Raw genomic sequence first — 22,757 nt, forward strand, 5'->3', positions numbered from 1 at the left:
ATGCCATCGACGCCTGTGGAAAACCCTGTATCAGCCCATTCGCGGCTGGGCGTGCTGCGTCTGCTGCTGCAGCTGATCGTCCTGCGCGACGCGGCTGGCCTCGCGGCCCTGATGCTGCACGCTGGCGAGCTGGTACACCTGTTCAACCGTGCCCTGCTGGGTCTCGGCCAGCGAAAGGCGCTGGCGGTTCGCCGCCGGATCCGGTGATGCAGTCTCGCCCGTGCGCTGCAGAAAGACATAGCCCGGCGAATCCGCCGCACCGCCACTGCTGAAGGCCACCTGCAAGGTATCGCGTTCGGTGTAGCCGCCCTGCACCGCCAAGCGCGTCAGGTGGCCCGCCAGCAGTTCCGGCTGCTGTCCCGGCGGCAGCCCCTGCCGATCGGCGGCCTCACCCAGCGCCGCACGCACACGCTGGTCCAGCGGATGCAACGCATCACCCGGCGCACGTGCGTCGTTGGCCAATCGCTCACCGCTGCGCTCACCCATGTCGTCGTTCTCGCTCAGCAGGTGCTGCTTCCACGTGCGATCGGGCATCGGGTTGGTTTTCGTACGGTTGAGCTCGCTGTCGGGGAACGGCGGATCGATGCTTTCGACGCCGTGGATGTTGCGCAGCGGACGATAAGCGTCCTTGCCTTCGCCCTTCATGCCCAGGGGAATGCGCACATCCGGAAGAAGCTGCGCGGCAGGACCGATCAGCCCGTTCACGTCGATGCTTCTTTTCCGCTCGATGCCCGCATGATTCAGCGCTTCCCAGGTGAAGTCCACGCAGTTGTGGCGCACGTCCTTGTATTGCAGATCGAAGCCGTACTTGTCCGGGTGCGCGCCGAACGCCTCAAGCTTTTTGTACTGTTGCTCGCTGATCTCGAGCGTGCGGCTGTAATGGGGGTTCCTGTACTCGGCCGCATCGGTCCTCATGACCTCGCCCGGCCCGTTCATGCTTCCATGCTCGGAAGGCGCGAAGCCGAAACTCCGCGTGGTCTTGTCCGGCCCATGGAGCACGTAGAACATGTGCCCGGGCCCGGATGTCTGCGGAACCCCGTCCACAACTTTCTGTACACCTCTCTCGTCCACCAACGGCGTACCAGGTGCGGCAATGACGATTTCTACGGTGTAGCGCGGCTTGTCCATAAGAAAAATCCTTCAGTTCCTTCCAGCGGTGGGCTGGCGACTATTTTCCAGAGAGTGGGTCGGCATGGACCCGCAGCTGTGCCGGGTAATGCTGGAGCGCAGCGGTGAGCTGCACCGTGCGCACATCCAGACGGTAGCGGGCACCCGTTTCCAGCTGCAGCGTGACGATGCTCAGCCTGTATCGGCTGGCGTCCATCGATACCTGCTGCGCGTAGCGCCAGTCTGCCGATGCATGCCATTCGGGGAGCGGCTCGCCCAGATTGCGCGCCCTTGCCTGATGGACATCAGAGGTTGCAACGTCCTGCCAGGCACCTGCTATCCAGCGCTGCAGGGACAGCTGGAAGGGAACATGAACACTGTCCATGTCTGGCTCACTGCCGGGCCCGGGTCCATGTCGCTGCACTTCAAGATCCAGCACATAGGGTCGACCCGGATAGAAGTTGCGGGCATTCGTCTCGAACTCGAACCGCACCGCCTGGCCCGGTTCGGCCACATCGATGGGCTTGACCAGATCCAGCGGCTCCGGCGCGTCCGGTATGCGGCTGTTGCAGGCGCCGAGTGCGCCCGCCAGCGTGAAGATCAGGCCGGCACGCAGCCAGCGATGGATACCCAGCATGATTCAGATCCTTTGGCTCCCTGCCATGAAGTTTCTACCCTAGCGAGCGACCAAGGGTGCCGCAACCAAGCGATTGATTACTTTCCAGCCGGACGGGCGGCATGGATCCGCAAATGGGCCGAGTAATCCTGCAGTGCTTCGGTCCTCTGCACCGTACGCACGTCCACGCGGTAGCGGGAGTTAATTTCCAGTGGCAGAGCAACCAGGCTCAGCGTGTACTGGCCGTCACTGCCCATGTGCGGCGACGTATACCGCCATTCGCTGGAGGCATGCCATTCCGGAAGCTGCTCACCTGCATTGAGCACCCCGGCTTGATAGCTGTCGTAGGTGGGCACATCCTTCCAGGCATCAGCGCCCCATTGCTGCAGGGTCACCTCGAACGGGACCCTCATCGTGCCCACGTCAGGCTCGTCCGGCCTTGCCGTGGCTTGGCGCTGCAACTCCAGCTCCAGCGCATACGTGCGACCCGGATAGAAGTTGCGGGCATTCGTCTCGAACTCGAACCGCACCGCCTGGCCGGGTTCGGCCACATCGATCGGCTTGACCAGATCCAGCGGCTCAGGCGCATCCGGTATGCGGCTGTTGCAGGCGCCGAGTGCGCCCGCCAGCGTGAAGATCAGGCCGGCACGCAGCCAGCGATGGATACCCAGCATGATTCAGACCCTTTGGCTCCCTGCCATGGGCTTCAACCCTAGCGGGCAGCCTCCGGCACTGCAACCGAGCAAGGAAAAAGGCAGGGTCTGCACCCTGCCTTCTTCACGCGGCACGTCGGCGGGCGGGGCCCGGCGTCAGCGCCTTACAGCTGGATGCGCGCCACGCTCTCGTCAGCGCCCTTGTCATCCTTCTCGCCGTTCTTGATGCTCACGAACAGCACGTTGTTCTTCGCATCCAGCGCCAGGCTGTTCGGGTGGGTCGGCACCCTGTAGGTCGCCACCTTCTGGTAGCTGTCACTGTTGTAGGCCGTCACCGTACCGGCCTCGCGGTTGGTCACGTACAGGCGCTTGCGCGGTGCATCCAGCAGGATGCCCAGCGGGCCGGCGTCGGTCGGGATGCTGGCCAGTTCCTTGCCAGTGCTGCGGTCCAGCACCAGCACGCGCTGGCCCGGGTGCTTGCTGACCAGGCCGCTGCTCTTGGCCTGGTAGCCACGCAGGAATTCCGAGCCCTGGTCGGTCACGAACAGGCGCTTGCCTGCCGGGTCCAGCGCGATGTTCATCGGCTGCTCGGCGGCGATCTTGTGCTGCGCCACCACCTTGTTCGAATCGGTGCCCACCACCACCAGGTCCGCCAGCAGGTTGCTGGTGTAGACGCGCTTGTTGGCCGCATCCAGCGCCAGGCCCGGTGCCTTGGCATTGCCCAGGCCGTCGATGGTGTTGATCACCTTCAGCGTGGTGGTATCGATCACGAACAGCACGCTGCTCACGTCCGGCTGGCTGCTGTGGCCGGTCACGTACAGGCGGTTGGCCGCGCTGTCGACCACCAGCTCGCGCAGGTCGTGGGTGTAGGCGGCCTTGCCGTCCTTGCCGGTCTTCTTCTCCATCAGCTGGATGGTGCCGACGGCCTTGTTCTGCGCGGTGTCGACCACGGTCACCGACAGGTCCACGGTGTTGCCCACGTACAGGCGGTTGTGGGCGTCATCCAGCACCACGCCGAAGGCTTTGCGCTCCAGCGGAATGCGGGTTTCCACGGCCAGCGTGGCCGGGTTCAGGCGCAGCACCTGGGCCGGGCCGGCGTCATCGCCGAAGCCGCCGGAGGAGGCCACGAATACGGCATTCTGCTTCGGGCTGTAGGCCAGCTCGTACAGGCCCTTGGCCACGGCCTGGCGCTGCACCGCGGTGGTGGCGCTGGCAGCAGGTGCGTTGTCGGCGAATGCGGAGGGCGCGCCGAGGCTGAGCGAAACGGCAACGGCCAGAGCGGCCGAGCGGAAGAGAGGATTACGGAACATGCGAGCGTCCTTGAATGGGCACGGGAAGGTGTCCTGGCTCGCTGGGCCGTACTGCGACGGCCCGCCCCGCATCTGTCTGCGCGAGGTGGGCTGGCTGGGGTTGCGGGGGAATGGTAGCAGGTGGGGGGCATGGCGTGCGTCTGTGCGCGTATGGCAGACGTTCGAACTTGGTGCTGCCCGCCGGCTATGTCATCCGTGGGCCGTGGCTCTGCTGAAGCTGCTGCTCCCCCTGCAGGTGCTGCATATCGCGCTGCGACGGGTCCTGCTGCAACTGCGCGACCCGCTCGAACGAGGCCTCCACCGAGGCCTGCGCCGCCAGCTCCGCCGGCATGCTGGCGCGCTGGTGTGCCGGGTCACTGCGGTCACCCTGCACGATGAACAGCTTCGGCGCAGTATCGCCACGCTGCTCCCCCAGTACCACTTCGTCCACGCGCGAGAACTGCTGCTCCTTCGACAGCGCAAGCAGGCTGGCACTGACATTGCCGTTGCGTGCGCCAAAGGCGCCGAGGTCGGCCACCTGCTGGTGGATCTGGTTGAGGCGGGCATGGTCGTCGTGCGACGGGTCCGCGGGCGTGCTGCGTGCCGCGATGGTGCTGTTGCCGCGCCACTGCTCGCCGTTCTCGGTGAACATCCACTCGCGGAAGGTCTGCTTCGGCATCGGGTTCCACTGCACCCTGTCCAGCTCGCTGCCCTTCACCTGCTGCGGAATGGCATTGACGGCGCGGATGTTGTCCAGGACCTTGGTAGCGCCCTCGTAGTTGCTGATCTCCCCGGCCAGCCCGACTGGGCGCAGGCCTGCCTGGTTCAGGGCACCCCATGCGAAATCGGTGCAGGCGTTGGAAAAGAAGTCGTAGTTCATGTCGAAACCGTGCTTCTTCGGGTCTGCCGAGAATTCCAGGATGCGGTCGTACTGCTCCTTGCTGATCTCGATCGTGCGCTCGAAGCGGGGCTTGTCGTAGACCGACACGTCCATGTCATCGACTTTGCCCCTGTTCGGATCGTCCTTGGTGCCTGCGTGGGTGAAACCGATGCTCTCCGGCAAGGGTTCACCCGAACGGCGCAGCGACAGGAACATGTGCCCCGCGAACGAAGGCTCCAGCAGAAACCTGTTTCCCTCAGCATCACGGCCGTAGCGCGGCGTACCGGGGGCCGCCAGATGGATGGTTACGCTGTAGCGCTCGGGATCGTCCTTGTGCATGTCTACTTCCCTAGTGATTGATAACCAACGATCAGTTCTGCTTTCAGGCCTTCCAGCTGGGGCCGATCCTCCACAAGTTCCACCAGCAGAAGGTAGCGCCCGGGTGTAATGCCTCCGACCCGCGCCAACTGCAACGTGCGATAGAGCACGTCTTCGGAGTACAACCCGGCCTCGGCCAAGCTGTTGATGTCCACACTCCCCGTCGTCAGGTCTGTGACCACGCCATCATCGGCGATCTTCTGCGAGTCGCGTCCATCGCGAGTACGCTGCCAGAGCTGCACAGGACCAGATGCACCGCCATCAATACGCTCCAGGCGCAGCCGCGCTGGCAAACGCCCGAGAGTGATCTTCTCCGAAGCATCCAGCAGCCGTCGCGCGTCGGTATCGTGCAGCCGCAACCCGATGTTCAGAATCGGAATGGCCGGCTTCTGGGGCGCCGGCAGATCAAACGTGACCTCTGCAATCCGACCGGCCTTCTGCAACTGCACGGCCCGCGTGAACGGCACAACCGTGCGGGCCTCGGCCTGCGCACGCGTCAGCAGGGGCGGCGCAACCTCAAGCGCTGGCGACGCACGGCATGCCGCCAGCGCGCCCAGCACCGCCAGTACCACCAGCCCCCGCCGCAGTGGTCGCGTCATTGCTCCTTCAACCGCAGCGAATCGGCCACATCGGTCTTGGCCGCCACCTCGGTGGCGATGCTGGCGCGGCGGTGCCCCGGGTCGTTGCGGTCGCCCTGCACGATGAAGATGCTCTCGGCGGCATGGCTGTTCTGGGTCGGGCGGCTGAGCAGCACGTGGTCCACGCGCGAGAGGTTGTTCTGCTTGGCCAGCACCAGCAGGCTGGCACTGATGCGCTGGCTGGCCGCATCGAACGGACGGCCATGCGCGGCGTCCAGCTCGGCCACTTTCTGGATCAGCTGCGAGAACAGGCGATGGTCGGGATGCGAAGGGTCCAGCAGCGTGCCGGCCACTTCAATCGGCGTCGGCGGCGGCTCATCGCTGGCACGGTCGCCCTGGCGATGGTGTTCGGCCTCGCGCTCGGGCATCGCGTGGTGGGTTTCGACATTCAGGTCGCTGCCCGGGAACGGCGCGGCAATGCACTGGATTTCCGGCAGGTTGAACAGCACCGCGAACTCGCCCAGGTTGCTGCCGCCGTCCAGCGGCGCCGGCAGCGGATGCAGGCCGGCGTAGTGCAGGGCGGCCCAGACGAAATCGCTGCAACGGTTGATGGTGGCCGGGCGATCCACATCGAATTCGAACTCGGCCGGTTCCTCGGCGAAATCACGCAGGCAGCCGTAATGCTCCTCGGTGATTTCCAGGGTGCGGCTGTAGTACGGGTCCAGATGCTCGTCGGCATCGTCGTGGCGCACCTGCGCGTACTGCACGCCGGACCGGGTTTCTCCCGGCGCCTGGCGCGGCGATGCGAAGCCGTAGCTGTGGGCCTCGTCGCCCGCGGCCACCTGCAGGTACATGTGGCCGCGCGGCGAGATGCCTCCACTTTTCAGCGGGGTGCCGGGGGCGGCCAGATAAAGCGTTGCCGTGTAGCGTGTTGCCTGCTCCATGCCTGTTCAGCCTTGATGGGTGCTGCGGTCCTGGCTGGATGATGGCATAGGTGGGATGGGCGGCAGGTGGAGGAAGAGAGGGCGCCGATCGCGACTTGCTGAATGTGTGAGCCAGCATGCAGTACCAGTGCCCAGAAAGCTCGCGGGCGGCGGCACTAGCCCATTTGCATGCCGCCGGACGTCTGGGCCGCCGCCTCGCGCTGCTGCGTTTCCTGACGGGTCTGCTCAGTCACTCGCGTGTCGATCTGCTGACTGCGGGCCAGCCCCTCCTCAAGGCTTTGCTGAGGCTGGTTCAGATCCACCATGGCCCTGAAGCCAGGCGTCGTGCCCATCACGAAGATCTTCTCTTCCTGCAGCACCACATCGCGCAGCTGTTGCGGCTGGTGAATGCCGTTCTCCCGCGCAGCAACCATCGCTGACATCACCTGCGCATCGCTCACCTTCTCAGGTAAGTCTGATCGCATGCGGTCAAACAGCTGCTGCGATTCCGGCGATAGTGCAGCTACCCGCTCGTGCGGCGACCGTTCGCCCTCCACCTCGGTCAACAGCTTCTGCAACGTGGTTTGCTTCTTGGGAAGGGGGTTCTCGTGCGTCGAATTGAGCTTGCTATCGGGGAACGGCTTGGGAATGCTCTTCAGCGCATCGATGTTCGGAAGCACCTTCATCGTCCCTTCGAAGCTGGGATCGGGCTTCTCGAGCTTGGGTCGCAAACCGGCCTGACCAAGGCCTGTCCACACGTAATCGACGCAGCTGTTCGACAAGCCGTTGTAATAGAGGTTGAAGCGGCCCTGATCGCGATTGACGCTCGCCTCGCCGTACGCCTTCAACTTGTCGTATTGATCCTTGGTGATCTCGAGCGTGTAGGAGAACCGAGGGTTCTGATAGGTCTCGAATTCCCCCTTCACCACGTGCCCAGGCCCGGTGATCCCCGTTTTTATCGGCGAAAACCCATATCCGTCTTTCTTGTCACCATCGGCAACCATGAAGTAGGCATGGCCCGCCGAAGATGAGTGGGTCGTGCCATCCTTGCCTGCAACAGGGGTCCCCGGAGCAGCGAGGTAGACCGTGACGGTGTAAGGCCCCTTCTTGCCTTCCTGGGGTGCGGCTGCGCTATTCGATTGACTGTCCATAGCCTTATTTCACGTTGTAGTTGGCGACGAGAAGCTCGAAGTTGAGATGTGCAACTTCTGGGTTGCCCTGAAGGTTGGTCACCTTCAGCCGGTACTTCCCGGCCGTCAGATCCCCGGAATCGGCACGGGCCACCTCGTATTCCCTGTAGGCCAGGGACATGTCGTACTTTCCTGCGTTGACCAGGCTGTTCGAATCCGCGCCGATGGCGCTCCTGTATTCGTACACATCGCCCTTGGCCGGTTGATATCGGCTGCCCTGCCAGACAGCAGGCAGATCGCGATTCAATACCTGTAGCGCTATGGGCGTTTCGGTTTCGCCCTCCAGCTTCCACAGCTGCACCTTCAGGGGAATCCGGGCGTCTTCAAGGAAGTCGACATCGCCCGGTTTCATATCCGGGCGCTTGGCGGGCCCGCCGGTACGGAACCCAATCAGGAATGTGCGAGGTTTGGGATCTTTCTCCCAAGGCGGTGGCAGTTCAAAACGCGCCTCTACCGTCGCACCTGCATGGACCAGGTCCATCGGCTTGGCGACGGGGAAACCATCGCCATACATCTGGGGTGCCTGGGCGCCACAGCCGCCCGCGAGCAGGGGCAGCAGTACCATCCATGGCCTCAGTAGCTGTCGCATCCGTTCCTCACATTCGGGCACTCATGTGTCGGCAGTTTATACACCGCACCGGCCGGCAGGACCTGAACTGGCTTCACATTGCCCCATGGCGGAATGGGGATTCCTGCCGATGAACATTGCGCGGGCCAGTTCTGGTGTTGGCAGGCACGCGATGGTGCAGGCACTATTCCTGCAGTCAGGAGGATGACCATGACCACAATAGACACCGCATGGCTGGAAGCGTTCGACAAGGAGCTTCTCCACCTGTTCGCCATCGACCATAGCGATGCCGGCATGGATGAGTACCTGCTGGGCTGCTACGCAGACCTCACGCCGCGCGAGGCGGCGCTGGCGTTCGGCAGTGACTACGACCTGGAGCGCGACGATGCGCTGTGGCCGCGTCCGGGCGTGGTGACGGAAAGTTAAGCTGTGTCGCAATCAGCACACTTCGGATCTCAGCCATGCGGGCAGATTGTCGCTTTTGAGACCCTGACCCTCTGCAAACCGTGCTTTTCAATGCGCATTCGGGCGGTAACTTAACACCGGCCGAAACCACTGCACCGCAAGGGTTCTGCTACGCATTTGCCATGCAACAATGCCGTAAGCGTCAGCATTTGCGGCCTCTGCGGCCTACGGTTTCTTGGCATCTCGCAACCATGCGAGTACACCTTGGCGTGCCACCGGAAAAGGGTGGCGCGGGACTCGAAAACCCGTCTCTGTACCAGATGTATGCGCTTGCCGGCCGGCGTCACCTTTTGTGTGGCGCCGGCTGGCAATCCGTTCGCGTTCCATGGCGGGCGGTGCGTGGGGATCTTCGGATCCGCCGGTCTGGTACATACCGGTTTTCGAGCCCGCACCGTCCGCCACCTTTACCGGTGGCGCTGCTATCTGTCTTGTACGGAGCATTGCCATGAACACATCGGACTTCCGTTCCCTGCACGCGCAGTACGATCCGGACAACGCCGAGCCCGAGCGCGAACCTTCAGTCGATCCCAACGCCTTCGTCGCCACGCTGCGCCGCATCGGATCTGGTGTGGCTGCGGATGGCCAGCCTTGGCCGGAGCGGCATCAACTGCCTGGGCGCTGTCTTCAGCTGGCGGATGCGGACTGCGCGCTGGCGGGGCTGCGTGTGGTGGCGGAGCTGATGCTGGCTGCGGAGCGGACCCGACAGAACGGCGCGCCCGAGGAGTACCTGGGGGATCGGGTGATGGAAGGGTTGAAGATGGCTTGTGTGGCGTTGACGGCGCAGGCCAGTGCTTGCTTGCTGGTGCGCGGATAGTGCCTGCGTTATCGAGATTGTGCGATGCGGCTGTGGCTTCGCAGCGCCGCCCATGAGGGTTCCGCCCGAAATTGTCACCACCACGCTCATGGTTATGGGCATGGTGATGGCGGATCACTACCTTCCCCAGGCCACGCTGGAGGTGCAGGTCTACCCCAGGCTGTCGGATGCTGAGTTCAGCCTTATGCGGAAGGAGGCTAAGGCGTTTGCGAAGGCCCGGGGTGGCGAGGGGGTAGTGGTAAGTTCAAGGGATGAGAGTGCGCGGTACTTTGAGCTGCGGGCAAACGAGAAGCCGGTGATGCTGGTGGACAATTCCGTGGCGCAACTAATGGTGATGGTTGCTGGGGACTCGCAGGAGCGGGTTCCGGATTTGCGAAATTTGCAGCAGCAGTGGCGGGTGCGGGCGCTGCCGGATTGGGAGCGGAGGCGCTGATCCGCCCAATGATCAGATGTCGGCAACCATAAGTCGAGGCATGCAGGCCTTACCTTTGAGCCTTCCCGGCATCGTTAAGGCATCCCCGATATCGGGGATGCCTGCCAGAGGATGCTCATGCCTACTTTTTCAACAGCACATCCCGATGGTAGTTGAGGTAGCGAGCCTGAGCCGCAGAGAACGGAATGCGGGGAGCCTTTTGCACGACATCCCATTTCACCCGCACCTCATCTGGCAACTGGCTGCTAAGAATTAGACCACCATCATCCTCAAAGGAAATGTACCCCCGGTCGAACAGACGATCGATATGCGGGGCGAGCATTAGGCCGTTGTCACCATCAAGGCGCTCGCTGTTCTCGCTCTCTGACCACGGCTTGATGTGACTGGCAATCAGGAAGCTGGCATCACTGGTGCCGGTCACCCGACAGATCTTCTCAATGTCGCTGACATTCTTTCGGTAGACGCCCTGACCTTTTCTGGCCTTGATCAGTTGGAGCTTCGCAGTCTCGTCGATGTTCTTGTCATTCGCGATGTCATGGATCGCCCCCTCGTCCTGCCACTCACCGATGTCATCAAGATCGACTTCGAGAAGCTCCAGCAGCTTGGCAGCCATCTCCTCGGGAACTGGGAACAAGTAGGCCTGATTGCCCTTGCCGTCAACCTTCAAGGGTGCGTACTTCGCAGGAAGGAGCAGCCCAATCTGGCCCATGTAGTCGCTCACCTTCAGTGGAGCGTCCACCAGGTGGTAGTCCACCGGGACTGCCCAACCATCCTTGCGCCATTCCTGGTCCGTCTTCTTGTACTCCTCAGGGCGGTCCATCGAATAATGGGCGCCGTTTGCGATCGCGATCGCCTTGATTCGGGCGCTCGCGAAGGCAAAGACCACATCGCCCGGCCGTATTTGAGTCATGTTTTCGTAGGAGGGGTTGACGTTCCCCTTTACGTTGGTCTTAGGCGACCATAGGTAACCTGCCTTAACAGCCCTGTCGAAGGTCTGCTTCTGGTTCACCCACCAGTACCTCATCCCCGCCCCCTGTCTCGTCCGGTTATACGGCCTATTGGCCTTCGAGACAGCGATATTACCGTTTGGATGTCGCAATCGGCACGCTTTTCCCTAAGAGGGAGCAATTCTCCTAAAGTTCACTATAACAACCGTTTGGCGGTTGATATTTAGCACCAAAGTAATTATTCGGCCGAAGCGATCAAATCAGAAAGAAATGGCAGTATTTTTGACCATCCAAAACTCACCGACCTGGCCTGCCAGCAATTCAAAAATGCCCAGGCCCGGGCGATCTCTTTCGCTCCGACGGAGAGTAGCTATCGATGAGGGCAGATTAGCTCTCCAGCACTACTCGCTACAACGAGCGGACGCACTGAATATTGGCATCGAAGTTATGCCATATGCTCAGCCGGAGCGAGATCTTGGAAAAACATTAGCCAAGAGAAGACATGAGCTGGGACCGGCGGCATTGAGGAGAGATGGGTTGAAAGCAATTAATGCAGGAAACCATTTCTTCTAAATAAATCATGGAGGCGCTAAAAATTAGACGCACACAAAAGAAAAGATGGTCGAACTAAACTTAGAAATAGTGAAACTAATTCTGTTGAAATATTTGACACCGAGTCTCAGCCAGGGAGGAATCCCCTCCCCATAAATGAGAGATAGCATGATGGGAGACACCGCCGCCGAACCTATCGCGCGACTGCAACCCGTACGCGCCGGCAGGCCCAGTGCAGACCAGCCGTCGCGATTCGGTTCACATGTAGTCGAACTCCGGTATCACCCAGTCAGGCGACAAAAACACCCTCATCCAAATCCAACAGCGCCAAAAAAGGCGCTGAAGACAATGAGATAGCGAGAAACCAAGAAATCTCATTAAAGACTAAAACCAACCTAACTACTTCTTCTTCCTACTAGCTGGCTCCTTAGCGGGCCTCTGAGAAAGCAATGAACTAGACCTGCTGACAGAGCATCCAGACGCCTGAAGCGGGGAACTTGACTTAATCCAATCTGGCAATTCATCGTATCGAGAAACAGCCCCCTTTAACTGCCGTGACAACTTATCACTTAGAACTGAAGACATGTCGAAATCCTCTCTTAGACAAACCACTAAATAGACTACCGATTCTATACATGCTACAACAGATAAGATATATCAAACGTGAAGATCGATCGTGGAATACGACGCGACTTAATTAATTTAAGATTTTTTATTTCGTGATAATTTTACAGAACGCGCCCTTCCGCCGACTTTTGTTTTCTTTGCTTCCCTAGCAATAGCTTCATCTACCTGTTTCGCTGCAACCGCCTCTTGGGACAAATAATGTGCCGGCGTGGATATGAAACGCGCTCTCTCTGAAGATGCCGACGCTTCGTTTGCAACTCCCATCGCATTCTTTCTGGGAGCCATTCTAAACATGGACCCATACTTACGAGGAGCAACCCCATTAAAAGACTGGAAGTTGACTCTCCCGACTACAGGAATCGGGCTATCCACAGCAATCGAATCTGAATGAAGATCTCTTGCTCTGCTCTTCGGATACGGCTCTACATAAACCACGCGTTTGACGCCTGCTGCTACAACATGTCGTGCGCAGACATGGCATGGGAACGTCGTTGTATACAGCGTTGAATTGTGCAAAGAGAGGCCGCGCTTAGCTGCATCGGCGATTCCGGCCATTTCACCATGAACAATACGCCCGTGCTCCAGAAGATTATTAATCCCCGCACCGGCTAGCACAGGATTCTCATGCGAGCCGAGAAGCTCATGAATCCTATCCTCAGGAGATAGCCTATTTACTCTACTCGATAGCCAACCAGCATTCCGAAGACGCTCAATAACTTCTGCCACCAAACTCGTTTTTTCAGCCACACTACTGTCGTAGCCTCGCTGAAAATCTCTGGCATCTCCTGCTCCCGGCCAATACTGACCGCCTCCCGCCTGGGGAACATCATTACAGCCTACCGCGATCAAGTTCCCTTCATCATCGCAGTAAGCGGCACCAACCTGCCTCGAAAGGTCAGCGGAGCGAAGAGAAACACCCCAGGCCAAAAACATGCCGTACTCATCAATGGTTGGAGTATGGAATGGATGCCCGTAAATAATTTCAACAAAGCGGGCGATGGCTGCATGGGCCTCTGCCCTGTTAGCCATATTTACGAAAAAGTCAGCCTCAGAAAAGGAATCACCTACTCTCTGACCTTGCTTCCGGCCATCCTTTTCATCGGACTTTACTATATCTTCAGCAAGCCCTCTCGAAGAATTCAAATCAGATGACTGTCTGGACTTACTAATTCTAGCCGATAGCGTAGCCACCCTATCTTCGCGCGGCTCATAGAACGAGACGAGATAGAACGAGTCGCCATATACCAATCTGAGGAAATTTATCTCTTCCGGATTCTTCAGCGTTAAAAATATATGTGCAATATTATTGCCCGGCTCGGATGACGCCCCCCCAACCTCTTCTCGATACTCCATAACCTCCAGTATCGCAAGCTTGGCCAGGAAGCTACTGTCTCCAAACCTTTCGCGAATAGCATTCCCGGCGCTCATCAGCTGCTTAATCCGCTGATCCTCCGAACTGAATGTCTTCGCGACCGAGCCGCTCACATCCGAGATAAGATTACTCAGCTTTATCTTATTGGACCTAATGCCAATAGCATTCAGACGCTCCTCGAGGATCGCCACGCCCGATGAGTAATTGACACCGACCGGTGCGACAACTCCGATGAATATCTCCTGACCCATACCCCCCCCTATAAGCAAGAAAATTTACTTAGCTTGCAGCACTGCGGAGCTAACAAGCTCCCCTTCGAACAATTTTGCGTAACCATTCTTACCGCAGTCGTACGCATACATTGCTCGAAGAAGCCAAAGTTTTTGCCAGAGCGCATCGCCGCTCGACAACTCGATCACTTTTAGCCCAAGAGCGGCCGCCTCTTCACCGTCAATTACGGAACCATGAGAGTGATAATGAGAACGAGACGCAAGCTTCTCTACCACAGAATCGACAATGTCAGGTTCACTCGCAAGCATCCCCGACTTAAGGAGAGTTGTCGCCAGCTTACGCGTCTGATCTCTAAAGGATCGCGCAAGAGTTACCAGCATAGGATCACACACCTGAGATTCAGCGCCGATTATAAATTCAGCAGGAGCGCCACCAATATGCGGATCTATCGGACCAAGCTCCGACGTGGCAGACATTATTATCTCTGCGCCACAAAGGGCAATAACTGTCCCATTACTTTTTGCTCTGCGCGGAATGATCACACGAAGATCAGGGGCCAGCTTCCTCAATATTGAGCAAATTTTCTCAGTGGGATCCGTAAATCCACCGTTGGTTTCCAGAAGAAGGTCTGTACCCGCCCTTGTTTTATGGCGAAGAAGCTCATAAATGTGCTGATCATCGCCCTGATCGATCTGGGCATCGGTATTTTCAGTATCAGTAAAATAAACAACAAGATCTCGATCCGTCTCTTCTTGAATATCGCGAATCAACTGCTGCCGAAGATAGCGATCTTTATGAGTTACCCAAAAGAGTGGCGACTGCTTTGGGACTTCCTTGTTCCGTGGAAAGCAATCCTTCACAGTAGTCACTCCCTTTCAGAATCACTGGTCTTTCGCTTGAGGATATTATTTACAGCGTCTATTAACTTCTGCTGATGACTTATAGGCGGCGTCAATACGACCTCATCTTTGACCAGAGTCTGATAGGAACGCACGCCGAACCTATCCAGCGATTGACTCGCATCCCTTTGCCTTAGGACAAAAGTAGAGTTTTTTTGCTTTTGCATGGGCAGCCCTCGAGATCGACCTGCATTGTCGACTCGAACCGTCGCATTTTTTAAGATCACAGTCCACAAGCCCGTCTCACTGAACAGTTCAGTGAGACGGGTCCTCTAGAGGCTGCCGCCTAATCAAACCCCAACAGGGTTAGCCTTCTCCGGATCAATCTTGTACTGCTTGATCGCCCGGGCCACATCCTTCGCGGTCATCTTCCCTTCCTTCGCCAGCGCCGCAATCGCGGCATGGGCGATGTAGTAGCGATCCACCTCGAAGAACCGGCGCAGGTTCGCACGCGTATCCGAACGACCAAACCCATCGGTACCCAGCACGGTGTACGACATCGGCACGAACGCACGGATCTGGTCCGCATACGCACGCACGTAGTCGGTGGCGGCAATCGCCGGGCCCTGGCGGCCTTCCAGCAGCTCGGTCACGTAGGCCTTGCGCTGCTCACCTTCCGGATGCAGGCGGTTGGCGCGCTCCACGTCGAAACCATCGCGACGCAGTTCGTTGAAGCTCGGGCAGCTCCAGATATCGGCGGTCACGCCGAAGTCCTTGTCCAGCAGCTCGGCCGCGGCAATGGCTTCACGCAGGATGGTGCCCGAGCCCAGCAGCTGCACGCGCAGCTCGCCCTTCTTCGGCTTGCCGGCGTCGGTCAGCAGGTACATGCCCTTGATGATGCCCTCGGCGGCACCTTCCGGCATTTCCGGGTGGGTGTAGTTCTCGTTCATCAGGGTGACGTAGTAGTACTCGTCCACCTGGTCTTCCATCATGCGCTTGGTGCCGTGCTGCAGCACCACGGTCACTTCGAAGCCGAAGGTCGGGTCGTAGCTGCGCACGTTCGGGATGCCACCGGCCACCAGATGGCTGAAGCCATCTTCGTGCTGCAGGCCTTCACCGTTCAGCGTGGTGCGGCCGGCGGTGCCACCCAGCAGGAAGCCGCGGGTACGCATGTCCGCTGCCTGCCAGGCCAGGTCGCCCACGCGCTGGAAGCCGAACATCGAGTAGTAGATGTAGAACGGCAGCATCGGCACGTTGCTGACCGAGTAGCTGGTACCGGCGGCCATCCACGAGGCGATCGCGCCCGGCTCGCTGATGCCCTGCTGCAGCACCTGGCCGCTCTGGTCTTCGCGGTAGAACATCAGCTGGTCGGCATCGACCGGCTTGTACTTCTGGCCGAACGGCGCGTAGATGCCGATCTGGCGGAACAGGCCTTCCATGCCGAAGGTACGGGCTTCGTCGGCCACGATCGGCACGATGTGCGGGCCCAGTTCCTTGTCACGCAGGGTGATGTTCAGGCTCTGCACGAAGGCCATGGTAGTGGAGTAGCTGCGCTCGCCGCTGCTCTTCAGCAGGCGCTCGTAGGCTTCCAGCTTCGGCGCCACGAAGGTCTTGTCGGCCTTGCGGCGGCGCTGCGGCAGGTAACCGCCCAGCGCGGCACGGCGTTCCTGCAGGTACTGCACTTCCGGCGAATCCGGGCCAGGGTGGTAGAACGGCACTTGGCCATCGGCCAGCTGCGCGTCGGTCACCGGAATGTTGAAGCGGTCGCGGAAGTGGCGCACCGCTTCGTCGTCCAGCTTCTTGGTCTGGTGGGTCGGGTTCAGCGCTTCACCGGCGCTGCCCATGCCGTAACCCTTCACGGTCTTGGCCAGGATGACGGTCGGCATGCCCTTGGTGTTCACGGCCTGGTGGTAGGCGGCGTACACCTTGTGCGGGTCGTGGCCACCACGGTTCAGGCGCCAGATGTCGTCGTCGCTGAGGCCGGCGACCATCGCGGCGGTTTCCGGGTACTTGCCGAAGAAATGCTCGCGGGTGTACGCGCCGCCGAAGGCCTTGCAGTTCTGGTATTCGCCGTCGACGGTTTCCATCATCAGCTTCTTCAGGACGCCGTCGCTGTCCTTGGCCAGCAGGGCATCCCAGTAACCGCCCCACAGCAGCTTGATCACGTTCCAACCGCCGCCACGGAACACGCCTTCCAGTTCCTGGATGATCTTGCCGTTGCCGCGCACCGGGCCGTCCAGGCGCTGCAGGTTGCAGTTCACCACGAAGATCAGGTTGTCCAGGCCTTCACGGCCGGCCAGCGCGATGGCACCCAGGGTTTCCGGCTCGTCGCTCTCGCCGTCGCCGATGAAGCACCACACCTTGCGGTCGGACTTCTCGATCAGGCCACGGTTTTCCAGGTAGCGCATGAACTGCGCCTGGTAGATGGCGGCCAGCGGGCCCAGGCCCATCGACACGGTCGGGGTCTGCCAGTATTCCGGCATCAGCCACGGGTGCGGGTAGGAGGACAGGCCACCGCCGTCCACTTCCATGCGGAACTTGTCCAGCTGCTCTTCGCTGATGCGGCCTTCCAGGAAGGAACGCGCGTAGATGCCCGGGGCGCTGTGGCCCTGGATGAACAGCAGGTCGCCCGGGTGGTTTTCGCTCGGGGCGCGCCAGAAGTGGTTGAAGCCCACGTCGTACAGGGTGGCGCCGGAGGCGAACGAGGCGATGTGGCCGCCCAGGTCACCCGGCTTGCGGTTGGCGCGCACCACGGTGGCCATCGCGTTCCAGCGGATGATCGAACGGATGCGCCATTCCAGCTCGGCATTGCCCGGGCTCTTGGCCTCGAGCTGCGGCTCGATGGTATTGACGTACTCGGTGGTGGGAGAGAACGGCAGGTAGGCGCCCGAACGACGGGTCAGTTCCACCATGCCTTCCAGCAGCTGATGCGCGCGCTCGGAGCCCTCGACATCAATAACGGCCTTCAACGACTCGATCCACTCCTGGGTTTCCACAGGATTCGGGTCGTTGTTCAGCACCTCGTTCAACCAGTTCATTAGCGCTCCCATAACCGCACGCACGCGCGCGACTGTTGTATAGATTTCTAGACCGCAAAGTGTAGCGCACCAAGGGCTTTCGTCACTTGGCTACGCAGGCGTATGGATGCAACCGGCCAGTGTCCGCAAGGGGCTTGCCAGGCCCGCTGACGGCCCTGCGGCGGGCCTTGGCGGCTGCGCGGGCTGTCGCTTGCGGGCCGCTGCGCCCATGTGCAGGACGCAGTGTTACTGCTGCCGATGACGGTTGTAGGGCAACTCCGGCACCGCCGTAGGTGCGCCCCGGGCGGGAGTACTGAACCGGCGACAACATGTCGCATCTGCCTCTGGAATGGTGCCGGCAGCGGGTCCAGCGTGGGCCGCGAGTGAGGGGCCTGACAGCCCTGCTCCCTTCCACAGCATCGCCGGGGCGCCCTGCAAGGGGCGCCCCTTTTGCTGTGCGCGTGGCCGGCCGTGGCCCAAAACGGACCTGCTTGTGGCCGGATCGATGATTGCCGGCTTCGATATATCGATATATCGTTTGCACACTCGTTTACCGATATATCGAAATGAGCCGTACCGCTTCTCCCAGAGCCCGTTCCACCAATCCGGAAGTGCCGCGCCGCAATGGCCAGCCGCGCGTGCTGAGCCGCGGCGACCTGCGCCTGCTGGTGCTGGCCCTGATCGGCGAGCAGCCGCGCCATGGCTACGAACTGATGCAGCTGATCAGCAACCAGTTCATGCAGGCCTATACGCCCAGCGCCGGCACCATGTATCCGCTGTTGGCCAGCTTCGAGCAGGCCGGCTGGATCGAGGCCGAGGAAGTGGACGGCAAGCGGATCTTCCGCATCACCGCCGCCGGCGAGTTCGAGCTGAAGGTGCAGCGCACCCAGGTGCGCTTGGCGCAGCGACGCGCCTTCGACCGTGCCCGCGAGATCACCAAGGCCTCGCTGCCGCCGCCGCTGGCCACTGCCCTGCGCGAGTTCAAGCGGGCGTTGGTGCACCACCACGGCCGCTGGGCCGAGGGCGAGGCGGACGAGGTGGCGGCGCTGCTGACGCGGGCCTCGGCCCTGCTGAACGGTACCGCCGGTAGCGAGGCATCACCGCTTTCAACGACCCAGCCAGACTGAATCCAGCCAGGTCCTTCCCCATGCCGCGCGCCCCCGCGCGACACCTTTGCAGGTATCCCCATGACCGAACACAACAACACGCGCCTGCGCCTGGATGTGCGCTTCCGTGAACTGACCGTGCTGCGCACCGAAGACGTCACCCCGCACATGCGCCGCGTGGTGCTGGGCGGCGACGATCTGGCCGGCTTCGATTCGCCCGGCGCCGACGACCACATCAAGCTGTTCTTTCCCAACGCCAGCGGCGAGATGGTGCTGCCGGTGCTGACCGCTGAAGGCCGCAGCTACCCGGCCGGCAAGGAGCCCTCGCCGTCGCGCGACTACACCCCGCGCTGGTGGGACCACGAAACCGGTGAGCTGGCCATCGACTTCGTGCTGCACGACCAGGGTATTGCCGGGCCGTGGGCCGAGCAGGCGAAGGCGGGCGACGTGCTGGTGATCGGCGGCCCGCGTGGCTCGTTCGTGGTGGCCGACAGTTACGACGCCTATGTGCTGATCGGCGATGAAACCGCGCTGCCGGCCATCGCCCGCTGGCTGGACGTGCTACCGGACGGCGCCGAAGTGCAGGCCTTCATCGAAGTGAGCGACGAAGCCGAGCGCCAGGAGCTACCGCAGTACGAGAACGTGCGCATCCACTGGCTGGAGCGCAACGGCTTCCCGGCGGCCAGCAGCACGCTGCTGGAAGACATGCTGACCGACTTCGAAGCGCCGGACGGTGATGTCTTCTACTGGATCGCGACTGAATCGCGCCGCGCGCGGATGATGCGCAAGTTCATCGAAGGCCACCTGGGCGTGCCGCGCGACTGGATCCGCTCGACCGGCTACTGGAAGGCCCACCCGGACGAAACCGACGGCGATTGAGCAAAAGACGGTAGGTGCGAACCCTCCCTGGTGGGTGCGGACCGTTGGTCCGCACGCTCTCGACTGTGTAGATCCGAGCCCATGCTCGGCTGCTCCGCCCTCGGTGGGTGCGGACCGCCATCGACTGGTGGGTGCGGACCGTTGGTCCGCACATTCCCATGCAGTTGCCGGCCAGCGGCCGGCACGACCCGGCAAGCAATGCGACAATCGCGCTCCTTTCCTGCAGCAACGAGGCCCACATGGCCAAACTGACCCTGGCCAGCGTGGACGCGCTGCGTACCCGCTTTGCCGATGACGCTGCCTGCGATGCGGCGCTGGCCGCCTTCGCCGATGCCGCTGCCCTGCGTGTACCGCTGCGTGAGCTGGTGGAGGCACAGCACCGCTACCTGCAGGCCGAATTCGAAGTGGCACAGGTGGCCGACGTGCTGCGCCGGGACCAGAAGTACGCACCGGTCGGTCGGCCTTCGATCAACATCGTGCAGCTGCGCAAGCAGCAGGCCGCGACCAAGCAGGCGGCGCTGATCGCACGCCAGGTGGTGGCGCAGGCCGCGCAGACCTTCGTGCGCGTAAGCGGGCTGGCGGTGAAGGCCAAGCAGAGCCCGAGCGCCGCGTGTGCGGCGTGGTTGGGCACGTTGCGCTGAGGGATCGTGCGGACCAACGGTCCGCACCCACCGAATCCAGGTCCGCAGCCTGCCAGCGGCCGGCGCTACCGGCACCCAAAAAGAAGGCCCGCTTTTCAGCGGGCCTTCTGCCTTCTCACGACGAGTGAGTTGGGTGCATCAAGCGGCCGGCTTTTCGCCGGTGGCTTCGGTGGTGATGCGGATCTTCACTTCATCGCTGACGTTCGGGGCATACGCGCCGACGCCGAAATCGCTGCGCTTCAGGGTGGTGGTGGCATCGAAGCCGGCGGCCGGAACCTTGGCCATCGGGTGCTCGCCGCCGCCGTTGACGGTGACGTCCAGGGTGACCGGCTTGGTGATGCCCTTGATGGTCAGGTCACCGGTGACGGTCAGCTTGTTGGTGCCGGCCGCTTCCACCTTGGTGCTCTTGAAGGTGGCATCGGCGAACTTGGCGGCGTCGAAGAAGTCGGCGCTCTTCAGGTGCTCGTCGAACTTGGCGGTGAAGCTGTTCAGGCCGCTCAGCGGCAGCTTCACTTCCACGGTGGACTTGGTCACGTCTTCGGCGTTGTACACCAGGGTGCCTTCGACGTTGCCGAAGTGCGCGCTCGGGTTGGAGAAGCCGAAGTGGCTCCACTGCGCCAGCACGTCGGTGTGGCTCGGGTCCAGCTTGTAGGTGCCCGAGGCGATCTTGATCGCTTCGGCGGCCGGCGCAGCGGCGGCGGCATCGGCAGCCGGGGTGGCAGCCTGCTCGGTGGTGGCCGGGGCGGCGGCATCGGCAGCCGGGGCAGCGGTGTCAGCCGGCTTGGAGCAGGCGGCGATGGCCAGGGTCAGGGCCAGCGGCAGCAGCAGTTTACGGGTGGCGCTCATCTCAGGAACTCTCCGGATCGTAGGGTGGGTACAGCAGGGACCGCCAAGGGGGCGGCCCGGAATCGATACAGCGACTTACGCGATGCGCGCCGCTTCGTCGAACGACAGGCGCGGCAGACGCGGGAACAGGCCCGCCGGGTCACCGTAACCCAGGTTGACCAGGAAATTCGACTTGATGGAGGTGCCGGCGAAGAAGGCTTCGTCCACCTTGGCCGCATCGAAGCCGGACATCGGGCCGGCATCCAGCCCCAGCGCGCGCGCGGCCAGGATCAGGTACGCACCCTGCAGGCTGCCGTTGCGGATGGCGGCTTCGTGGCGGCCTTCCTGCGGGCCGTCGAACCAGGCCTTGGCATCGGTATGCGGGAACAGGTACGGCAGCTTCTCGTGGAAGTCCAGGTCGAAACCGATGATGGCGGTAACCGGGGCGGCCATGGTCTTGGCCAGGTTGCCTTCGGACAGGGCCGGGGCCAGCTTGTCCTTGGCTTCCTTCGAGGTGACGAAGACGAAGCGGGCCGGCGTGGTGTTGGCCGCGGTCGGGCCCCACTTCACCAGGTCGTACAGTTCCTGCAGCAGGCTGGCCGGGACCGGCGTGTCGAGGAAGGCGTTCTGTGTACGGGCGGTGCGGAACAGCTGATCGAGGGCAGCAGCGTCGAGCGCGTGGGACATCGGTGAACTCCAGGGCAGCGAAGGGAAGTCAGTGCCCGCGGGCGGCGCGGGGCGAAACGACGAGCCGCAGTGTAGAGTGTCGCGACTGTTGCAACACCCAGCAGGGCTGAAACGAATTAATGCCAATGGTGAAACGATCGAGCGCGCCCTGGACGGTCACGGACGGCCGTGCGGGCAATGTCCGCCAGGCGGTCGCGCTGGCCACGGCGCTGCGCCAGGGCACCCATCGGCCGCTGCTGCTGCAGCCACGCGCGCCCTGGCGCTGGCTGTCGCCGCGACGCCTGCCTGGTGATGTGAACGGCTACGGCGAGGCCTTCGCGACGCTGGCTGCCGAGGCCCCGGCGCTGGCGATCGGTTGTGGCCGACAGGCCGCTGGCGCCCTGCGCGTGCTGCGCGCACGTGGCAGCCAGGTGGTGCAGATCCTCGACCCGCGCATCGGCGCGCGTCACTGGGATGTAGTGGTGGTGCCCGAACACGATGCCCTGCGCGGCAACAACGTGCTGACCCTGCTCGGCAGCCTCAACCCGGTGGACGACGACTGGCTGGCCTGGGGCCGCGCCGCGTTCGCCGGCTTCAGCACCCTGCCCGGCCCGCGCACCGCGCTGCTGGTGGGCGGCCCGACACCGCTGGCACCGTGGGACGAGACGGCGATGGTCGGCGTGTTCCAGGCACTGGCCGACCAGATCCGCAGCGAAGGCGGCAGCCTGCTGGCGACCACCTCGCGGCGCACGCCACCGGCCTTGGCCGAGATCCTGCGCGCGAAATTCGCCGACCTGCCACACGTGATCTGGGGCGATGGCGGCGACGGCACCAATCCCTATGGCGGCCTGCTCGGCTGGGCCAACCGCGTGGTGGTCTCGCCCGATTCGGTGAACCTGCTCTCTGAAGCCTGCGCCACGCGCATGCCGGTGATGGTGGCGCTGGCCGATACCGTGCAGGGGCGGCTGGCACGCTTCCAGCAACAGCTGCGCGAGCGCGGGCGATTGCAGGCGCACTGGCTGGACTGGCAGTACGACCGCATCGAGCCACTGCGCGAAACCGCGCGGATCGCGGCGGAAGTGAAAGCGCGGCTGGCATTGCGGTAGTGCCGGCCGCTGGCCGGCAGGTCCCGATCATCCAGCGATTTCTGAACATTTCGAT

22 protein-coding genes are annotated in these 22,757 nt (G+C 61.9%); 7 read left to right on the top strand and 15 right to left on the bottom strand.

The window, feature by feature from the left end; translation table 11 throughout:
- Nucleotides 1-30 precede the first annotated feature (30 nt).
- The 9 genes from V3B30_RS05350 to V3B30_RS05390 all read right to left on the bottom strand — a co-directional run bounded on the left by V3B30_RS05350 (nucleotide 31) and on the right by V3B30_RS05390 (nucleotide 8,179).
- The gene (locus V3B30_RS05350) at nucleotides 31-1,128 is read right to left on the bottom strand and encodes a hypothetical protein (RefSeq protein WP_262082981.1); all 1,098 of its coding nucleotides are present in this window, start codon (nucleotides 1,126-1,128) and stop codon (nucleotides 31-33) included.
- A gap of 40 nt (nucleotides 1,129-1,168) precedes the next feature.
- Nucleotides 1,169-1,744 (bottom strand): hypothetical protein, encoded by a 576-nt coding sequence (locus V3B30_RS05355; RefSeq protein WP_262082980.1) that lies wholly within the window; start codon nucleotides 1,742-1,744, stop codon nucleotides 1,169-1,171.
- A 77-nt stretch (nucleotides 1,745-1,821) separates the two neighbouring features.
- Nucleotides 1,822-2,397, bottom strand: a complete 576-nt coding sequence (locus V3B30_RS05360; RefSeq protein ID WP_262082979.1) for a hypothetical protein — start codon at nucleotides 2,395-2,397, stop codon at nucleotides 1,822-1,824.
- A 143-nt stretch (nucleotides 2,398-2,540) separates the two neighbouring features.
- The gene (locus V3B30_RS05365; protein WP_100471100.1) at nucleotides 2,541-3,686 is read right to left on the bottom strand and encodes a YncE family protein; all 1,146 of its coding nucleotides are present in this window, start codon (nucleotides 3,684-3,686) and stop codon (nucleotides 2,541-2,543) included.
- 184 nt (nucleotides 3,687-3,870) lie between these two features.
- Entirely contained in the window at nucleotides 3,871-4,884 is a 1,014-nt protein-coding gene (locus tag V3B30_RS05370) for an XVIPCD domain-containing protein (RefSeq protein WP_262082978.1), read from the bottom strand.
- A gap of 2 nt (nucleotides 4,885-4,886) precedes the next feature.
- Nucleotides 4,887-5,522, bottom strand: a complete 636-nt coding sequence (locus tag V3B30_RS05375) for a hypothetical protein (protein ID WP_262082977.1) — start codon at nucleotides 5,520-5,522, stop codon at nucleotides 4,887-4,889.
- Nucleotides 5,519-6,445 carry an XVIPCD domain-containing protein gene (locus V3B30_RS05380; protein WP_262082976.1) on the bottom strand — a complete coding sequence of 309 codons (927 nt, stop codon included), beginning with the start codon at nucleotides 6,443-6,445 and terminating at the stop codon, nucleotides 5,519-5,521. The genes V3B30_RS05375 and V3B30_RS05380 overlap by 4 nt, the downstream gene beginning before the upstream one ends.
- Before the next feature lie 155 nt (nucleotides 6,446-6,600).
- Nucleotides 6,601-7,575: a lytic enzyme gene (locus tag V3B30_RS05385; protein ID WP_262082975.1), complete on the bottom strand. Its 975-nt coding sequence runs from the start codon at nucleotides 7,573-7,575 to the stop codon at nucleotides 6,601-6,603.
- A 4-nt stretch (nucleotides 7,576-7,579) separates the two neighbouring features.
- Nucleotides 7,580-8,179, bottom strand: a complete 600-nt coding sequence (locus V3B30_RS05390; protein WP_262082974.1) for a hypothetical protein — start codon at nucleotides 8,177-8,179, stop codon at nucleotides 7,580-7,582.
- A gap of 213 nt (nucleotides 8,180-8,392) precedes the next feature.
- Here V3B30_RS05390 and V3B30_RS05395 point away from each other — a divergent pair, with 213 nt between their 5' ends.
- The 3 genes from V3B30_RS05395 (at nucleotide 8,393) to V3B30_RS05405 (ending at nucleotide 9,894) form a co-directional block, all read left to right on the top strand.
- Nucleotides 8,393-8,608, top strand: a complete 216-nt coding sequence (locus tag V3B30_RS05395; protein ID WP_262082973.1) for a hypothetical protein — start codon at nucleotides 8,393-8,395, stop codon at nucleotides 8,606-8,608.
- A 484-nt stretch (nucleotides 8,609-9,092) separates the two neighbouring features.
- The gene (locus tag V3B30_RS05400) at nucleotides 9,093-9,461 is read left to right on the top strand and encodes a hypothetical protein (protein WP_262082972.1); all 369 of its coding nucleotides are present in this window, start codon (nucleotides 9,093-9,095) and stop codon (nucleotides 9,459-9,461) included.
- Between the two features lie 52 nt (nucleotides 9,462-9,513).
- Nucleotides 9,514-9,894, top strand: coding sequence for a hypothetical protein (locus tag V3B30_RS05405; protein ID WP_262082971.1), 381 nt, complete (start codon nucleotides 9,514-9,516; stop codon nucleotides 9,892-9,894).
- A 121-nt stretch (nucleotides 9,895-10,015) separates the two neighbouring features.
- Here V3B30_RS05405 and V3B30_RS05410 read toward each other — a convergent pair whose 3' ends face one another.
- The 4 genes from V3B30_RS05410 to aceE all read right to left on the bottom strand — a co-directional run bounded on the left by V3B30_RS05410 (nucleotide 10,016) and on the right by aceE (nucleotide 17,500).
- Entirely contained in the window at nucleotides 10,016-10,903 is an 888-nt protein-coding gene (locus tag V3B30_RS05410) for an HNH endonuclease (RefSeq protein WP_262082970.1), read from the bottom strand.
- A gap of 1,192 nt (nucleotides 10,904-12,095) precedes the next feature.
- Nucleotides 12,096-13,643, bottom strand: a complete 1,548-nt coding sequence (locus tag V3B30_RS05415) for an anti-phage dCTP deaminase (protein WP_262082969.1) — start codon at nucleotides 13,641-13,643, stop codon at nucleotides 12,096-12,098.
- A 24-nt stretch (nucleotides 13,644-13,667) separates the two neighbouring features.
- Nucleotides 13,668-14,492 (bottom strand): hypothetical protein, encoded by an 825-nt coding sequence (locus V3B30_RS05420; protein ID WP_329809640.1) that lies wholly within the window; start codon nucleotides 14,490-14,492, stop codon nucleotides 13,668-13,670.
- Nucleotides 14,493-14,812: 320 nt separating this feature from the next.
- Entirely contained in the window at nucleotides 14,813-17,500 is a 2,688-nt protein-coding gene (aceE, locus tag V3B30_RS05425) for a pyruvate dehydrogenase (acetyl-transferring), homodimeric type (protein ID WP_100471090.1), read from the bottom strand.
- Between the two features lie 545 nt (nucleotides 17,501-18,045).
- Here aceE and V3B30_RS05430 point away from each other — a divergent pair.
- The 3 genes from V3B30_RS05430 to V3B30_RS05440 all read left to right on the top strand — a co-directional run bounded on the left by V3B30_RS05430 (nucleotide 18,046) and on the right by V3B30_RS05440 (nucleotide 20,105).
- Complete coding sequence (locus V3B30_RS05430; protein WP_262082965.1) at nucleotides 18,046-18,606, top strand: PadR family transcriptional regulator; 561 nt, start codon at nucleotides 18,046-18,048, stop codon at nucleotides 18,604-18,606.
- 60 nt (nucleotides 18,607-18,666) lie between these two features.
- Complete coding sequence (locus tag V3B30_RS05435; RefSeq protein ID WP_262082964.1) at nucleotides 18,667-19,464, top strand: siderophore-interacting protein; 798 nt, start codon at nucleotides 18,667-18,669, stop codon at nucleotides 19,462-19,464.
- A gap of 239 nt (nucleotides 19,465-19,703) precedes the next feature.
- Nucleotides 19,704-20,105 (top strand): hypothetical protein, encoded by a 402-nt coding sequence (locus V3B30_RS05440; protein WP_262082962.1) that lies wholly within the window; start codon nucleotides 19,704-19,706, stop codon nucleotides 20,103-20,105.
- 138 nt (nucleotides 20,106-20,243) lie between these two features.
- On the opposite strand, the gene V3B30_RS05445 is transcribed toward V3B30_RS05440, so the two are convergent.
- Together V3B30_RS05445 and V3B30_RS05450 are read right to left on the bottom strand one after the other, a co-directional pair.
- Nucleotides 20,244-20,951 (bottom strand): YceI family protein, encoded by a 708-nt coding sequence (locus V3B30_RS05445; protein ID WP_005415047.1) that lies wholly within the window; start codon nucleotides 20,949-20,951, stop codon nucleotides 20,244-20,246.
- Nucleotides 20,952-21,026: 75 nt separating this feature from the next.
- Entirely contained in the window at nucleotides 21,027-21,617 is a 591-nt protein-coding gene (locus tag V3B30_RS05450; protein ID WP_100471086.1) for a malonic semialdehyde reductase, read from the bottom strand.
- A gap of 125 nt (nucleotides 21,618-21,742) precedes the next feature.
- On the opposite strand from V3B30_RS05450, the gene V3B30_RS05455 reads away from it, so the two are divergent.
- Complete coding sequence (locus tag V3B30_RS05455; protein WP_262082961.1) at nucleotides 21,743-22,702, top strand: mitochondrial fission ELM1 family protein; 960 nt, start codon at nucleotides 21,743-21,745, stop codon at nucleotides 22,700-22,702.
- Nucleotides 22,703-22,757: the final 55 nt, after the last annotated feature.

This window comes from Stenotrophomonas sp. SMYL41 (assembly GCF_036319965.1).
GTDB lineage: Bacteria > Pseudomonadota > Gammaproteobacteria > Xanthomonadales > Xanthomonadaceae > Stenotrophomonas > Stenotrophomonas maltophilia_R.

Coding starts and splice junctions, on each gene's coding strand:
- V3B30_RS05375 (WP_262082977.1), bottom strand. CDS start 5,522: ATGACGCGACCACTGCGGCGGGGGCTGGTGGTACTGGCGGTGCTGGGC.
- V3B30_RS05450 (WP_100471086.1), bottom strand. CDS start 21,617: ATGTCCCACGCGCTCGACGCTGCTGCCCTCGATCAGCTGTTCCGCACC.
- V3B30_RS05350 (WP_262082981.1), bottom strand. CDS start 1,128: ATGGACAAGCCGCGCTACACCGTAGAAATCGTCATTGCCGCACCTGGT.
- V3B30_RS05445 (WP_005415047.1), bottom strand. CDS start 20,951: ATGAGCGCCACCCGTAAACTGCTGCTGCCGCTGGCCCTGACCCTGGCC.
- V3B30_RS05430 (WP_262082965.1), top strand. CDS start 18,046: ATGAGCCGTACCGCTTCTCCCAGAGCCCGTTCCACCAATCCGGAAGTG.
- aceE (WP_100471090.1), bottom strand. CDS start 17,500: ATGAACTGGTTGAACGAGGTGCTGAACAACGACCCGAATCCTGTGGAA.
- V3B30_RS05455 (WP_262082961.1), top strand. CDS start 21,743: ATGGTGAAACGATCGAGCGCGCCCTGGACGGTCACGGACGGCCGTGCG.
- V3B30_RS05355 (WP_262082980.1), bottom strand. CDS start 1,744: ATGCTGGGTATCCATCGCTGGCTGCGTGCCGGCCTGATCTTCACGCTG.
- V3B30_RS05390 (WP_262082974.1), bottom strand. CDS start 8,179: ATGGTACTGCTGCCCCTGCTCGCGGGCGGCTGTGGCGCCCAGGCACCC.
- V3B30_RS05395 (WP_262082973.1), top strand. CDS start 8,393: ATGACCACAATAGACACCGCATGGCTGGAAGCGTTCGACAAGGAGCTT.
- V3B30_RS05365 (WP_100471100.1), bottom strand. CDS start 3,686: ATGTTCCGTAATCCTCTCTTCCGCTCGGCCGCTCTGGCCGTTGCCGTT.
- V3B30_RS05405 (WP_262082971.1), top strand. CDS start 9,514: ATGAGGGTTCCGCCCGAAATTGTCACCACCACGCTCATGGTTATGGGC.
- V3B30_RS05435 (WP_262082964.1), top strand. CDS start 18,667: ATGACCGAACACAACAACACGCGCCTGCGCCTGGATGTGCGCTTCCGT.
- V3B30_RS05370 (WP_262082978.1), bottom strand. CDS start 4,884: ATGCACAAGGACGATCCCGAGCGCTACAGCGTAACCATCCATCTGGCG.
- V3B30_RS05380 (WP_262082976.1), bottom strand. CDS start 6,445: ATGGAGCAGGCAACACGCTACACGGCAACGCTTTATCTGGCCGCCCCC.
- V3B30_RS05360 (WP_262082979.1), bottom strand. CDS start 2,397: ATGCTGGGTATCCATCGCTGGCTGCGTGCCGGCCTGATCTTCACGCTG.
- V3B30_RS05440 (WP_262082962.1), top strand. CDS start 19,704: ATGGCCAAACTGACCCTGGCCAGCGTGGACGCGCTGCGTACCCGCTTT.
- V3B30_RS05400 (WP_262082972.1), top strand. CDS start 9,093: ATGAACACATCGGACTTCCGTTCCCTGCACGCGCAGTACGATCCGGAC.
- V3B30_RS05385 (WP_262082975.1), bottom strand. CDS start 7,575: ATGGACAGTCAATCGAATAGCGCAGCCGCACCCCAGGAAGGCAAGAAG.
- V3B30_RS05415 (WP_262082969.1), bottom strand. CDS start 13,643: ATGGGTCAGGAGATATTCATCGGAGTTGTCGCACCGGTCGGTGTCAAT.